This is a genomic window from Curvibacter gracilis ATCC BAA-807 (assembly GCF_000518645.1).
GTDB classification, from domain to species: Bacteria; Pseudomonadota; Gammaproteobacteria; order Burkholderiales; family Burkholderiaceae_C; genus Curvibacter; species Curvibacter gracilis.
On sequence record NZ_JADZ01000014.1, the window covers coordinates 140,789 to 154,563 of the forward strand.

The window sequence follows — 13,775 nt, forward strand, 5'->3', positions numbered from 1 at the left end:
GTTCAATCGTTGCCCAGGTCTTCGGGGTTGAAACGGCTCGGGCCCGTGGCGGGGTCGAATTGGCGCTGGCCGATCTCGATCACCGTGCGGCGGTCCTCCTGCAGGTTCTCGATCACCACCTGCAGGGGCCGCCAGCGGCCCGATCCATCCAGTTGCAGCTGGGGGTGGCGCTGCACCTTCAACAAGCGGCCCTGGGTGTCGTGGTACTCGATGCGTTCGACCGCCAAGGCGGGCGTCAGCTGGATGACCCGTTTGCCATAGCCGCTGAGCACACCGGGTTTGGGGCGGGCCTCGATCCGCCAGCCGTTGGGCTCCGCACTCAGCATCTGGTAGTCGAAGTCGGCCACAGCCTCACCCAGCAACTGGCGGTTGTCTTCGAACGTGAGGTCGGTGCCACCAAAGTAGCGGCTCTCGCGGTCGCCACTCAGCCGTCGGGCCTGGGGCCAGCTGGGCATGCGCAGCCACATCTGGGCACCTGTGCTGCCGCCCTTGCTCTGGCGCAGCACCAGCAGGCCCAGACCCTTGTCCAGCGCGGGCTCCGTGAACTGCACCCGGACCTTGTCGCCCTCGCTGGAGAAGCGGGTCCACCGCAGCAATGATTTCAGCTCGGCCTGGCGCTGGGGGCGCTCCACACGCACCCGGATCTGCTCCACCTCGGTCTGCACGCCGCTGCGGTACAGGCTCCAGCTTTGGGCGATCAGCTGGGCAGGATCGGGCGTCGTGCCCCAGGCCAGGGAGGCCAGGCCGCTGAGGCAGAGCAGGCTGCCAGCCCGCCGGCAGAGGGGGTGCAGCGCTTGTCGAGGGGTCATGTCGGTCGCTCCTGGGAAGATGTGCGGGAGGAGGTGTGGGATGAGGTGAGGGAGGATGTGGCGACGGCTGTGCGGGCGTCGGTGTCGCTCGGCGTGGACCTGGCTTCCACGCAACTGCGCAGCACGCCGGTCATGAGAAAGAGCGCGCCGAAGGCGCAGGCGATCAGCAGCACGATCATCATCAGGCCGAGTCTCTGGATGGGCAAAAAGGGTGACAGCAGCAGAAAGCTGAAGCAGACCGCATTGAGTTGGGCATCGATCAGCGTGACGCGCCCGCGCTCATGCAAGGCATAGTGCAGCGCCTCATCCGGCGTCTCGCCCAGGCCCAGCCGGTGCGCGAAGTCGTCCACCACATAGATGTCGAAGTCGATGGCGGCGTTGATGCCCAGCGCCGTGGCGCAGGCGCTCGCCTGGTCCAGCGGGATCTGGCACAGCGCCATCAGCACCACCACCACCGAATACGCAAACACAAAGGGCAGGCTGATGGCCAGCGCGCTGCGCAGGGGGGCCAGGGTGCGCGCGCCTGGCGGCAGGCTTTTGCGCTGGCCCGCCTGGCGCCAACCCAGCCAGATCAGGCACACCCCCAGCACCAGGGGGAAGGAGGTCAGCACATTCAGCGGCTTGCCCTGGCTGATGTACTGGTCGGTCTGGTGGTAGGTGTGCAGGCGGCCGAAGGGCAGCACCTGCAGGTCTGCAAAGTCCTTTTCGGCCAGCGCCATCGTGGCGTCCGCAAAGTCGCGCAGGTCGCGGGAGTTGTCTGCCGCATGGGCGGCATACAGCACCAGGCCTTGCTCCGACCAGAAGTAGCCGGCCAGTTTGTCGTCGTCCAGATCCCAGCGGATCATCTGCAGCAGTTCGTGGGCCTGGGCCCGGTTGGCCGGCAAGGCGGCGTGCACGTCGGGGCTGCGTTCGGCCAGTTGGCCCAGCTTGTCGAGCACCGAGCGCACCGGCATGGCCCCGGGCAGGGCCGCCACCCGCTGCTGGAATTCGAAGGCCCGGGCGAGAAAGACCGGGTCCTCGACGGGGGCCTGCCCGGGCTGGGCGTGGCGCGGCAGCACCAGGTAGGACAGGCGTCCGAAGCCGGCGCCACCGGGCCGGTTGAGCATGGCCCGTGCCCGGTCAACAATGGTGTGGGGCAGGTAGTCGATCGGCCGCTCCTGCACCTTGATCCAGGGGCTGGCGGGGTGGCTGACATCGTGCAGCACGATGCCCAGGGCGCAGCCCAGGGCCAGCCCGCTCAGGCCCAGCGAGACGAGCAGGCTTTGCCGGGGGTGCAGGGCGGCGATCCGGCGCCAGGCCGCCTGGGGCAGCCAGTCGATCGCGAGCAGGTAGCGGCCGTGCAACGCGCCAAGTCGGCCCGGTCGCCCCAGCCGGCCCCCTTGGCCAGAGTGCCCGCAGTGGTGTCGGCCCAGCTCGTCCGGCACCCCGCCGACGCACAGGTGCAAGGCCGGCAGCACGTTGCCCGCCAGCAGGCGTTGCAAGGCAATGCCCAACGCAGACAGCACGCCCACTTCCATGATGCCGCGAATGCCGATCTGGGGCAGGGTGGCAAAGTTGAGGAAGGCGATCAGCGCCACCACATTGAACTTGCCGCGCAAGCCCGTGCCGACCTGGCGCCACAGCTCGGCCGGCGGGGTGTCGGGTCGCTCGCGCCAGGCATCGTTGTAGGCCTCGAAGGCGCGCACGTTGAAGGAGATGCCCGACACGATCAGGGCCGACAGCACCAGCAGAAAATAGACCCGTTCATGCACCGGCAGGCCCTGAAAGCGAAGCCCCATCCAGTCCATCACCGGGATGGCGGCGCGCACCAGCACGAAAGACATCAGGATCACAGCGCTGACCTGCACCGCCTGGCGCCATGAGCCCAGGGAGAACACCGCCGCCAGGGTGGCAATCAGCAGGCCCAGGGTCGAGTAGAAAAGCACGTCCGAGATCAGCGCGTAGTGCATCAGCCCGCGGGCCACGGCCCAACCCCCCAGGCTGACATTGGCGTAGGCGGGCGCTGGTCGGATATCGCCTTTGAACAGCATCCACTGCCAGGTGGGGGTGTCGCGTTGCTCCAGATAGCGCGCGCACCGTTCCAGAATGCCTTGCTCGCTGTAGTCGGGCGGCAGAAAGACAATGATCTGCGCATGATCGAAGCCAGGGCCGACCAGCACCGGGTACACCGAGCTGTCCTGCTGCACCTGGCGCTTCCAGCCGGCCAGGTCAAAGCCGGCCGGCACCTGCCCTTGCGAGTCCAGCAGGGCCTGCGAAAGGTGCGGGCGGCTCTCCAGTGTGGGCTTGCCGTCCTGTGTGTCGACCCGATAGTCCGCGCTGTTGCTGGCCAGGCTCCAGACCACGCCCTCGGGAAACTGCGTGCGCAGTTCCTGGCTCATGCGGATGATCTGGCCGAGGCCCTGCGTGTCGATGCCCTGCGGAAAGTCCAACACAAAGGACAGCGTGTCGCCCTGGGTCAGCTCCGGGTGCGTGGCGGCCTCGCGCTGCCAGCGTTCGTAGCGGTTGTCGCTGTCCAGCAGCGCGTCCTGCACGATGCCGGCGCTTTGCACATGCAGGTTGAGCCAGGCGCCCACCAGGGTGATCAGCAGCGCGAGCGCGACCAGCCAACGCGCTCTTGTCGGGTTGAGCTTCAGGTCCATGATCGATGCCCGGTTCAGGTGGAGGATGCGGCGCCCAGGCCCTGGGTGCCCAATCCCTGGCCCGCCGCACGCCCCAGCTCCAGCCCGAAATCGCTCACCAGGTGGCCGAAGCAATGGGGCGCCGGCAGGCCCAGCTCGAGCGACTGGAACGCCTCGCGCACCAGGGCCATGTTGCTGTCCGAGACCTCGAACCAGTCGCGGGTGAGGGCGCTGGGGTTGTGCTCGCGGTACACCGCATGGAACAGTGACATGGCCTCGGCAAAGCAGCCAAAGACCGTGCCTTGCGACAGGTGAAGCTTGTTCCAGCTGAGGGGGCCCAGCACGTATTTCAGATGTGGTGAATGGCCGTTGCCGGCGTCCTGTCGCACCACCTTGCCCTCGCAGCGGGCCAGTGTTTCGGCGTCGAGGTTGGCCGGCTCGGCCACGTCCACCACCAGCAGGCGTCGGTGGGGCCGCCGCAGGCGCTCGACCGTGGCGGGGTCCAGCTTCGACTCGGCGCTGTGGGTGCAGGCGACCACCACATCGAAATGCCCGGCCTGCTCGAGGTCACTGGTCACGTTGATGCCTGTCTCGGCCCAGAACTGGGTCAGAAGAGAGGCGTTGGCCCCATAGCCGACCACGTCGTGGCGTTGCCGCTGCAGCTCGTGCGAGACCGCAGCGCCCAGGATGCCATACGGCCCGATCACCAGGATGCGGGGCCGCACCAGGCCCGCGCGGCGAATCGCCCGGGCCACGTCCTGGCACAGCAGGTGGGCCGTGCCGTTGTCGCCGATGGTGAACAGCAGCTCCGGGAAGCGCTCGCGCAGCTCGGCGCCGTCGCGGCCGAACAGGCGCTTGGTCGATGCGGCCAGCAGCACCACCCGGGCACCCTGGTCCTGGGACCAGGCCACGGCATCGATGAAGACCTTCTTGGCGCGTTTGCGGTCCTCGCGGTCGTACATCTGCGCGGCGGTGAAGGGGATGCCGCGCACCTGCCCGGCCACATCACCAAGGTAGACGCGGGGCCCGCTGGCGTGCCGATGGGCCGGTGAGCCGGCGGGGAAGAAGCGCCGCCGCTCGGCTTCGTCGCGGATGTTGGTGATGAAGGCCACATCCAGGCCGGGGCGGTCGGTCAACAGGCGCAAGGCCTTGCGGTGGTCTGCGGCGGCCAGTGCGGCGCGCCAGAGTGTGCTGAGCATGGGCTGGGTTCCTTCGGGTCCGTCGATTCCCCTTGGGAATGTGTCGGCTGACCCATGGTGTCCATGCTAGAAAAGGCACAGATGCCTTCCCATACGGTGCTGACCGTAGTTTTCAGTGGGCCTCGGGCGGGTGGCGCTCCGGCACCTCAGGCACAAAGATGCCGAAGCAGCTGCCCTGCCGCAAGCGCGACCGCACCCGCAGCCCATAGCCGCTGCGCTCACACAGCGAGCGCACGATGAACAAGCCCAGGCCGTGGCCCTCGGGTGCCGCGTGCCGGCCTTGGCGGAAGGGCGCCTGCAGCGCCTGGATGTCGGCGGGCAGCAGGCCCGGCCCGGTATCGAGCACCTGGATCTCGATGCCACCCGGGCGGCGCCGAGCCCCCAGCAGCACCCGGCCCTTGGGTGGGGTGTAGCGCAAGGCGTTGCTGATCAGGTTGCCCAGGATGCGACGCAGCACCGTGGCGGAGGCGTCGATGTCGATGCGGTTGTCGACATAGCGCAGCTGCAGATCGCGGGCCTGGGCCTGGTCGCGGTGGTCGCGCACCAGCTCCGCCAGCAAGGTGCCCAGTTCAATGTGCTCGGGCGGTTCCGGCAGGCTGTCGCGGGTTTCCTCGATGATGCCGCGCAGCAGTGACTCGGCATAGTCGAGGCTGCGATGCAGGTGCTGGGCGATGCCCTCGGCCTGGGGCTCGTTTTGCAGGGCGCCGATGGCCAGGCGCAGGGCCCCGAGGGGCTGAGAAATATCGTGGCTGGCGCTGGCCAGTTGCAGGCCCTGCCGCTGGGCGTGCTGCAGCGCGCTGCGCCGCTCGGTCTCGGCGCGCAGCAGTTCCTCGGCTTCGGCCAGGCGACGCACGCGGGCTTCGGCCTGGTGGCGTTGTGCCTGTCGCACCTGGTTGACCAGGGCCACCGAAAAGAAGCTGCATTCCAGCAGCAGCCCGAACTTGGGGTAGTGGAAGAAGTTCACGCCGGGCAGCGGGTTCTGGCCCATGATGCCCATGAGGAACAGCGCAAAGCCAAACAGCACCAGGCAGGCTGAACCCAGCAGGTACAGGCGCGCCCCGGGCAGGCGGTCGCGCAGTGCCAGGGTGGCGGTGATCAGGGCCAGCACCCCATAGGCGCTGGCCCAGACCATCAGCATGACTTCGATCTGGGGGCGGTGGATCCAGGGCAGGGTGGCCGCCATCAGGATCAGCCCGCCCAGGTGCACGATGTACAGGCGGGGGTAGCGTTGGCGCACCCTCAGAAAGTGCACCGCAAACAAGGCGTGGCTGGCCAGGCACAACAGGGCGAACAGCGAGGGCGCCACGTTGTTCCAGCGCGGCGATTCGGGCCACAGGTAGGCAAAGCCGTAGCCACTGGTTTGCGAGACCAGGCACATCTCGCTGAACACCAGCGCGGCATAGGCCAGATAGGCCCGCGGCCCGCCGACAAAGCGGTAGACGAACACCACGGTGAGCAAGGTCAGCATGATGCCCAGCACCATGCCGTGCAGCAGATGCTCCAGGGTGTTCTGGCGCTGGGCCGTGGCCGGGTCCAGCAGTTGCAGCTGCAGTCGTCCGTTGACGTGCAGGCTGTAGTCCAGCTCGATCAGGTGGCGCCCGGGCGTGAGGGTCAGGGGCAGCTGCCACTGGGGCTGCAGCAGCGGTCGGTCCGCAAACCCTGCCGTGGGGCCCTGGTCCACCAGCGTCTGCTGGCTTGTGGCATCGCGCTGGGTGACCCGCAGGGCCAGCACATCAGGCACCCCCAGGTGCAGAACCGCGTGTTGCGGCCGGTCTTGATCGTTGACCAGCCACACGCGCTCGTGGCGCAGTCCGCCAGCGGCGGGCAAGTCCTGAAGGCACCCGGCCAGTGCCAGCACCTGCGCGCCCACGGCGGGGCGGCAGGGCGTCGGCGCCGCGCTGCTCAGCCCCGTGGGGCCGGCCGGCGCGGCGGCAGCCGACTTGTAGAATCCGGCCCAGCCCCCGATCAGGCCCGCGCACAAGGCGAGCAAAGTCATTTGAATCCAACGTCGTGCCATGTCCGCCACTGTTCCCAAGACACTCCTGCTCGCTGATGACCACACCTTGTTCCGCGAGGGTTTGAAGTTGTTGCTGGGCACCATGCCCGGCGTGCGCATTGTCGCGGAGACAGGGGATCTTTCAACGCCCAAGGCGCTGGTGCAGCAGCATCAGCCTGATCTTCTGCTGCTCGACTACCACATGCCCGGTGGCGACACCGCCGCGCTGGCCATGTACTTGCGTCAGCGCCATCCCGCCATGCGCCTGGTGATGCTGACCGGGGCGGCCAACCCCTGGGTGTTGCGCCAGTTGGTGGAGCTGGGGGCGGATGCGGTGCTGCTCAAGGCCCTGGACGCCCAGGCCTTGCAGCGCTGTCTGACCGAGGTCCTGGCGGGGCGGCGGGTGCTGCCCCCCGAGGTGAAGGCCTTGATGGCGCAGCAGGAGGTCGAACTGACGCGCCGCGAGATGCAGATCCTCAAGCTGGTGTACGACGGGATGTCGAATGCCGGGATCGCCGAGCTGCTGTCGCTGTCGCCCAAGACCGTGGACAAGCACCGCGAGAACTTCATGCGCAAGATGGGCGTCAGCAGTGCGCCCCAGTTGGTGCGCAAGGTCCATGAGCTGCGTTTGTTTGAAGAGCGTCCGGAGTCCGTGCCGGACGGCGCGGGCCTGCCATGACCCGATGGCATCAAACGGCGCCGCACGACGAGGGTGCGGCCCCTGTCGCCCAGCCCTGGGCGGGCGCCACCACGGCCCACCACCCGGTGGCCCTGCCCACCCTGGACCAGGCCTGGGCCCGGTTGGCTGCGCTCGATCCTGCGGCCTATGCCCGCACCCGCAATGCCTTGGACGGGGCCGTCAGCGGGCTGTCGCCCTACATCACCCATGGTCTGCTGAGCCTGCCGCAGGTGCTGGCGGGCGTGCACCAGCACCACCCGATGGCCGTGCAGCACAAGTTTGTCTACGAGCTGGGCTGGCGCGAGTTCGGTCGCCATGTCTGGGCGCAGCAGGGGGCAGGCATTTTTCGCTCGCTGCACCCCGGCCCCTTGCCGGACGAGGCCTACGCCCCCCAGTTGCCGCCTGACATCCGACAGGGCTGCACCGGTGTGCCCGTGGTGGACCGGGCCGTGCAGGCGCTCTATGCCACGGGCCACCTGCACAACCACGCCCGCATGTGGTTGGCGAGCTATGTGGTGCACGTGCGCAAGGTGCATTGGCGGGCGGGGGCCGACTGGCTGTATGCCCATCTGCTCGATGGTGACCTGGCCAGCAACCACCTGAGCTGGCAATGGGTGGCGGGCACGGGCAGCAGCAAGCCCTATGTGTTCAACGCCGAGAACGTGGCGCGCTTTGCGCCCGCCGCCTGGCACAGCGAGGGCAGCGTGATCGACACCGATTACGAAGCGCTGGATCGGATGGCGCGCAGCCCCGGTGCCGTGGTGCCAGCGGCTGCGTTGGCACCTGTGCTCACCGAGCCTGCCCTGTCCAGCCAGCCACCCGACTGGCTGGGGGCCCGCCCGCCCCAGGCCGCCGACGTGGCGGGGCGCGAAGTCTGGCTGGTGCACCCCTGGCAGCTCGGGGCCTTGCCCGCGGATCTGCCCGCTGACACGGTGGTGGTCGGCCTGTGGCTGGCCGATTTTCACCAGGCCTGGCCCTGGAGCGAGGCGCGCTGGCGTTTTGTCGGCACCCGCCTGGCTGAGCTGGCCGGCTTGCATTGGTGGGGCGATGCCGAGGCGGTGGGCCGCGCCCTGGCCGCCGCACGCAGGGTGCGCAGCGTGGCCGAGCCGCATCTGCAGCCCTGGCTCGGCCAGTGGGCCCAGGCGTTGCCCGCGCCCAGGCTGTTCCCGCGGGTGGAGCGGGCCTGCACCTCGTTTTCGCAGTGGTGGACGCGTGCCTCCAAGGGCTTCGACAGCGCGGCCGATCTGCTGAGCCAAAGCCAGGGCTGAAGGGCCTCGCCCGCGCGCCTCAGTTGCCGGGGCAGCCGTCTTGGGTGCAGCTGAAGTGTTGCCGCAGGACGCGCAGCCGGGCCTCGGTGTGCTCGCTCAGGCAGGTGTTTTGCAGCAGGGGCCAGATCGTGCCCGACTCTTCACGCGGCCCGTTGCGGTACAGGCAGTCGGCCTCGGCGTATTTCAGCCAGGCGCGCTGGGCCTCGCGGTAGCGCTGCACATCCACCTTGGACGACATGCGGGCCAGGTGCGCCTGGTAGATCCGGTTCAGCTCGGCATCCACCTTTTTGTAGCGGTGAAAAGAGCACAGGTTCAGGCTCATCTGGTTGGCGTCGCAGTTTTTCAGCGCCTCGGCTTCCATCGCGGCCTGACTGCTGGGTGGGGCCGTGGTCTGGGCCCCGGCCAGGCTGCACAGCAGCACCAGGGCCAGGCTGGCCAGCGATGCGGGCTTCATGACCATCACATCACCACCGGTCCGCCCTGGGCGATGGCGCGCTGGTAGGCCGGGCGCGCGTTCATCCGCTGGCGGAAGGCCGCCAGGTGCGGGTAGCGGTCGGCCTTGCCGGCGCGCGACAGGGCGGCCTCGACGGCAAAGCTCATCTGAAAGTCGGCCAGCGTCAGCGCGGGGCCGGCAAACCAGGTGTGGGTGGCGAGGTGGCTGTCCATGAAGGCCATGGCGGTGTCCACATTGGGGTCGATCAACGCAGCCTGCACCTTGGCACAGAGTTGGCGCGCGATCGGGCGCACGAAGAAGGGCATGGGCTGGGTCGGGATGGTCATGAACACCAGCTTCATCACCAGCCAGTTCATCAACGAGCCTTCGGCGTAGTGCATCCAGAAGCGGCATTGCCGGTGCTCTTCGGTGCCCCGGGCCGGCTCCAGGCCGGCCAACTCGCCGCCCAGGCCCTGGCCGTACTGCTCCGCCAGGTACTCCAGGATGGCCCCGGACTCGGCCACCGTGATGTTCCCATCGGTGATCACCGGCGATTTGCCCAGCGGGTGGATGGCCTTGAGTTCGGGCGGCGCCAGGCGGGTCTTGGGGTCGCGCTTGTACGTCTTGATCTGGTAGGGCAGGCCCAGTTCTTCGAGCAGCCAGAGCACGCGCTGCGAGCGCGAGGTTTCGAGGTGGTGGACGGTGATCATGCGGTTCCAGGGGTGGTTTGTGGGGTGGCGGCTGGGTCGGGCGCTTCGCCTCAAGCCGCCGACCACGGCGCGATTGTCATCGCTCCTGAGGCGGGCTGTGTCTCAGCATGGCAAAGCCCGTCGGGTGCTGCGCCCGCTTTTTTAAAACTTATTTTTCTATCAATAGAATTTCATATTCCGAACACTGTTATGATTCGTCTGCGCGGTGGAGCAGCCTGGTAGCTCGTTGGGCTCATAACCCAAAGGTCGCAAGTTCAAATCCTGCCCGCGCAACCAATACCCAAGTCCCCAAGCCCTGGAGGCTTGTAGCCAACGCCCACTGTCCAGTGGGCGTTTTGCTTTGTGCGCGGCCCACACGCAAGGCCAGCACCCCAGGGTTCGGGGTTTCAGAGGCTTTTGGCTTGCGCCGATTCGCGCGCACTGAGGATCATGGGCAGGCTGCGCTCGATCCAGTCGGCCAGGTCTTCCACCCGCTGACTCACTTCCTGCCCCACGGGCGTCAGCGAATATTCCACATGCGGCGGGATCACGGGGTGGGCCACCCGCAGCACAAAACCATCCTGCTCCAGCGTTTGCAGGGTCTGCGCCAGCATTTTTTCGCTGATCCCGTTGATCTTGCGCCGCAGGTCGCTGAAGCGATGCGTTCCCCCGCGCAAGGCCACCAGGATCAACACCCCCCAGCGGCTGGTCACGTTGCGCAGCACCTCGCGCGAGGGACAGGCCTCGGCAAACACATCGCCTCGGGCCAGGCGTTCGGCCAGCGAGCCGGCCAAGGGGATGTCCTCAGGGCGTGTGGTGTTCATGGTGCTTACCTTTTTGTGCGTACTTGCGAAAAGTTAGTGTCATCGCAATCATAGCGGCTCCTCTCTTTTTCAACCACAGGAAAGCACCTCATGATCGTCGTCACCGGCGCCAACGGCCAACTGGGCCAACTCGTCATTCAATCGCTGCTGCGCAGCGTGCCCGCCTCGCAAATCGTTGCGGCGGTGCGCCAACCCGCCAAGGCCGGCGCCCTGGCCGCCCTGGGCGTGCAGGTGCGCGAGGCCGACTACAACCGCCCCGACACGCTGGACACGGCCTTCGCGGGTGCCGACAAGGTCTTGCTGATCTCCTCCAGCGAGGTGGGCCAGCGCCTGCCGCAGCATCAGAACGTGATCGATGCGGCCGTGCGCGCCGGTGTCAAGCTGCTGGCCTACACCAGCCTGCTGAAGGCCGACACCTCGCCCCTGGGCCTGGCGGCCGAGCACCTGGCCACCGAGCGCGCCCTCAAGGCCTCGGGCCTGCCGCACGTGCTGCTGCGCAACGGCTGGTACACCGAGAACTACCTGGCCAGCGTGCCGGCTGCCCTGGCCCACGGCGCCCTGATCGGCAGCGCGGGCGAGGGGCGCATCGCCTCGGCCGCGCGGGCTGACTACGCCGACGCGGCGGCAGCCGTGCTCACCCAGGCTGATCAGGCCGGCAAGGTCTATGAGCTGGCCGGCGACAGCGCCTACACCCTGGCCGAACTGGCCGCCGAGCTCAGCCAGGCCACGGGCAAGACCATCCCCTACGTGAACCTGCCCGAAGCCGACTTCAAAGGCGCCTTGCTGCAGGCCGGTCTGCCGGCACCCATCGCCGAGCTGCTGGCCAACTCGGACGCCGGTGCGGCCCAGGGCGGCTTGTACGATGGCAGCGGCCAGCTCGGCCGCTTGATCGGGCGCCCCACGGCGGCCCTGGCCACGCAGCTGCGCGCCAGCCTGGCCTGATCTTCAGGGGCGCCGGTGGGCCTTGTGGGGGGTGCCCGCTGGCGCTCAAAATGCCTGTTGTCCACCCGCCACCAGGAGCCCGCGCCCATGTCCGACCTTCGCCACACCCTGAGCCTCATGCAGGCCGGCCGCTGGAACGAGGCGCATGACCGCATCCAGCACGACGATTCGATGCTGGCGGCCTGGTTGCATGGCCTGCTGCACCTTCAGGAGGGCGATCTGGAGGATGCCGAGAATTGGTACGACCGCGCGGCACGGCACTTTCGCAGCCGGGGCAGCCTGGACGAAGAGCTGGCCCTGTTCGAGGCCGCATTGGGGCGCGAGCCGGCCCCTTGAGCGCTGGGCCGCCTCAGCGCAGCGAGCCTGCAAAACCCTCGTCCTTGAGCGAGCCGAAGGTGTAGCCGGCGGCCAGCAAGGCCTCGATGATCGCCTCCAGCGACTTGAGGGTGTTGGGGTGGATCTCATGCATCAGCACGATGCCGCCCCGGTGCGCGCGCAGCGCCGACAGCACATGGCCCACGTAGTCCTTGCGGTAGGCCGGCAGCACGCCGCACTCCAGCGCTTCCTTGCTGTCCACGCCGCCGTTGGCGTCAAACGCCCAGTCGCACGAATCCACGTGCCAGCCCACGGTCTGGTAGCCCTCGGTCTTGAGCAGCGCGTTGGTCTCGCAGCTGGAGTTGCCATAGGGGTAGCGAAACAGCTTGGGGTTCAGGGCGGTGCCCAACGCAGCCTCGGCGTCGCGCACCTCGCGGGCCTGCACATCGACCGCGATGGTGTGAAAGTTGGGGTGGTTCCAGGAGTGGTTGCCGATCAGGTGGTGACCTGAGCGCTGCACCGCGGCCACCAACTCGGGGTGGCGTTTGGCCTTCTCGCCAATCATGAAGAAGGTGGCGGGCACCTGGTGGCGCTCCAGCACCTCCAGGATGTGCTCGGTCTGCCCGGGCTCGGGGCCGTCGTCAAAGGTCAGCGCCACGCGCTGGAGGGGGGGCGGGCTGGTGATCTCAGACTCGTAGCGGCAATGCTCGCGTGAGGCCTGGGGGTCGCCGTTGATGCGGTCGCTGAGGTGTTGCAGCCGGTTGGCCCGTATGGCCGCCCGGTGCTCGCCGGCACCCTGATCGGCGGGGGCATGGAGGGCGGGGGCCACAGCGGGCAAGGTCTCTTCTGCGGCGTGGGCGAAGACGACCGGGCTGAGCAGCAGTGTCGTCAGCAGCAGCGCCCGGTTCAAAGGGTCTGGCAGGGTTTGGAATGGCATGCCGGCATGTTAGCGGCCGGCTGCCAGCGCGTTGCCCATACCCCCGGGCAGGCTCAGGAGCAGCCCGCAGTGCACAGGCCGCCGGCATCAAACTCCAGCGTCCTGTCCGATAGCGGCACATAGGCCGGTACCTTGCTGGCCTTCAAAAACGCCTCGGTCTTGCTGCCGGGGCGCACCTTGCCGCCCACCGTGCCTACCTCGTTGGCGTGCGAGAGGATCACCGAGGCGGGCTTGACCAGGTCGTTGATCACATAGGCCGCTTCGGCGGGGCCGGTGGTGAAGCCGTCGCCCATGTTCATCACGGCGAGCTTGGCGTGGTAGTGATCGCGCACCACACGCTCATGATCGGCCAGGATGCCGGTGTCGCCCGACAGGTAGGTGACCAGGCCGTTGCTGAAGGTGAGCACATAGCCGGTGGCCGGGCCGGCGTCGCCCGCGATGCCGGCCTCTTTCATGGCCTTGCCCAGCTCGCCACCGATGTAGTCGGGGTCGACGCCATTGCTGTGCAGGGCGGTCACGGTGGCAATGCGCACGCCACCCACCGTCACGCTGCCGCCGAAGCGGGCCAGCACCGCATTGGCCGGGTCGCCGCCGTTGGCCCGCAGCTTGGCGGCAAAAAAGGCTGGCATCTCGCTGCCGCTGACGATCTTGGCCTTTTTGGCCACGGCAATCGCCACCGCGCTGGTGGCGGGCAAGGCCGATACCGACACATCGGGCTGGGCGCAGCTGCCCGAATTGGGGGCCTTGTTGTGTGCATTGCCCACGTGGTCGCCATGCAGGTGGGTGACCAGCACGATGTCGATCTTGCCCAGGCGCGGGTCGTTGGCGCCGGCCACGGTGCGGCCCGGGTCGTACAGGATGCGCGTGCCGTTCGGGTCTTCGAACACCAGGGCCCGATCCTGCGGGCAGAACTCGCCCGCGATGCCGCCCAGGGGCGTGACCTTGACGCTTTCCTTGCCATTCTGGGCGGCTGCCGTGCCGAGCCCGCAGCTGAAGGCCAGGGCCAGCGCGGTGCTCACAAGCGGGGATGTCTTGAACATGGGTTGTCTCCTGTTTGGTGTTTCAA

At 68.0% G+C, this 13,775-nt stretch carries 13 protein-coding genes and 1 tRNA gene; 5 read left to right on the forward strand and 9 right to left on the reverse strand.

Features of this window, described 5'->3' with window-relative positions:
- Positions 1 to 2: 2 nt before the first annotated feature.
- From L880_RS0112690 to L880_RS0112705, 4 genes are all read right to left on the reverse strand, one after another.
- Positions 3 to 809, reverse strand: coding sequence for an outer membrane lipoprotein-sorting protein (locus tag L880_RS0112690; RefSeq protein ID WP_027475998.1), 807 nt, complete (start codon positions 807 to 809; stop codon positions 3 to 5).
- The gene (locus tag L880_RS0112695) at positions 806 to 3,448 is read right to left on the reverse strand and encodes an RND transporter family protein (RefSeq protein ID WP_027475999.1); all 2,643 of its coding nucleotides are present in this window, start codon (positions 3,446 to 3,448) and stop codon (positions 806 to 808) included. The genes L880_RS0112690 and L880_RS0112695 overlap by 4 nt, the downstream gene beginning before the upstream one ends.
- Before the next feature lie 14 nt (positions 3,449 to 3,462).
- On the reverse strand, positions 3,463 to 4,626 hold the full coding sequence (locus L880_RS0112700; protein WP_027476000.1) for a hypothetical protein: 1,164 nt from the start codon (positions 4,624 to 4,626) through the stop codon (positions 3,463 to 3,465).
- A gap of 112 nt (positions 4,627 to 4,738) precedes the next feature.
- Complete coding sequence (locus L880_RS0112705) at positions 4,739 to 6,622, reverse strand: sensor histidine kinase (RefSeq protein ID WP_169737754.1); 1,884 nt, start codon at positions 6,620 to 6,622, stop codon at positions 4,739 to 4,741.
- 19 nt (positions 6,623 to 6,641) lie between these two features.
- On the opposite strand from L880_RS0112705, the gene L880_RS32335 reads away from it, so the two are divergent.
- Positions 6,642 to 7,301, forward strand: coding sequence for a LuxR C-terminal-related transcriptional regulator (locus tag L880_RS32335; protein WP_051443277.1), 660 nt, complete (start codon positions 6,642 to 6,644; stop codon positions 7,299 to 7,301).
- Positions 7,298 to 8,569, forward strand: coding sequence for an FAD-binding domain-containing protein (locus L880_RS0112715; RefSeq protein WP_027476002.1), 1,272 nt, complete (start codon positions 7,298 to 7,300; stop codon positions 8,567 to 8,569). Before L880_RS32335 ends, L880_RS0112715 begins: the two co-directional genes overlap by 4 nt.
- A 19-nt stretch (positions 8,570 to 8,588) precedes the next feature.
- On the opposite strand, the gene L880_RS32340 is transcribed toward L880_RS0112715, so the two are convergent.
- Both L880_RS32340 and L880_RS0112725 read right to left on the reverse strand, forming a co-directional pair.
- Positions 8,589 to 9,023: a lysozyme inhibitor LprI family protein gene (locus L880_RS32340; protein ID WP_211245314.1), complete on the reverse strand. Its 435-nt coding sequence runs from the start codon at positions 9,021 to 9,023 to the stop codon at positions 8,589 to 8,591.
- A 5-nt stretch (positions 9,024 to 9,028) separates the two neighbouring features.
- Positions 9,029 to 9,712: a glutathione S-transferase family protein gene (locus tag L880_RS0112725; protein ID WP_027476003.1), complete on the reverse strand. Its 684-nt coding sequence runs from the start codon at positions 9,710 to 9,712 to the stop codon at positions 9,029 to 9,031.
- Positions 9,713 to 9,911: 199 nt separating this feature from the next.
- Here L880_RS0112725 and L880_RS0112730 point away from each other — a divergent pair.
- Positions 9,912 to 9,988: transfer RNA gene (locus L880_RS0112730), tRNA-Met, on the forward strand.
- Positions 9,989 to 10,098: 110 nt separating this feature from the next.
- On the opposite strand, the gene L880_RS0112735 is transcribed toward L880_RS0112730, so the two are convergent.
- Positions 10,099 to 10,515: a winged helix-turn-helix transcriptional regulator gene (locus L880_RS0112735; RefSeq protein WP_043329359.1), complete on the reverse strand. Its 417-nt coding sequence runs from the start codon at positions 10,513 to 10,515 to the stop codon at positions 10,099 to 10,101.
- 90 nt (positions 10,516 to 10,605) lie between these two features.
- Here L880_RS0112735 and L880_RS0112740 point away from each other — a divergent pair, with 90 nt between their 5' ends.
- Together L880_RS0112740 and L880_RS0112745 are read left to right on the forward strand one after the other, a co-directional pair.
- Positions 10,606 to 11,457 (forward strand): SDR family oxidoreductase, encoded by an 852-nt coding sequence (locus L880_RS0112740; RefSeq protein ID WP_027476005.1) that lies wholly within the window; start codon positions 10,606 to 10,608, stop codon positions 11,455 to 11,457.
- An 87-nt stretch (positions 11,458 to 11,544) separates the two neighbouring features.
- Positions 11,545 to 11,793, forward strand: a complete 249-nt coding sequence (locus tag L880_RS0112745) for a hypothetical protein (protein WP_027476006.1) — start codon at positions 11,545 to 11,547, stop codon at positions 11,791 to 11,793.
- Between the two features lie 13 nt (positions 11,794 to 11,806).
- On the opposite strand, the gene L880_RS0112750 is transcribed toward L880_RS0112745, so the two are convergent.
- Positions 11,807 to 12,709 (reverse strand): polysaccharide deacetylase family protein, encoded by a 903-nt coding sequence (locus tag L880_RS0112750; protein ID WP_157462840.1) that lies wholly within the window; start codon positions 12,707 to 12,709, stop codon positions 11,807 to 11,809.
- Between the two features lie 53 nt (positions 12,710 to 12,762).
- On the reverse strand, positions 12,763 to 13,749 hold the full coding sequence (locus L880_RS0112755; RefSeq protein ID WP_027476008.1) for an MBL fold metallo-hydrolase: 987 nt from the start codon (positions 13,747 to 13,749) through the stop codon (positions 12,763 to 12,765).
- Positions 13,750 to 13,775 lie beyond the last annotated feature (26 nt).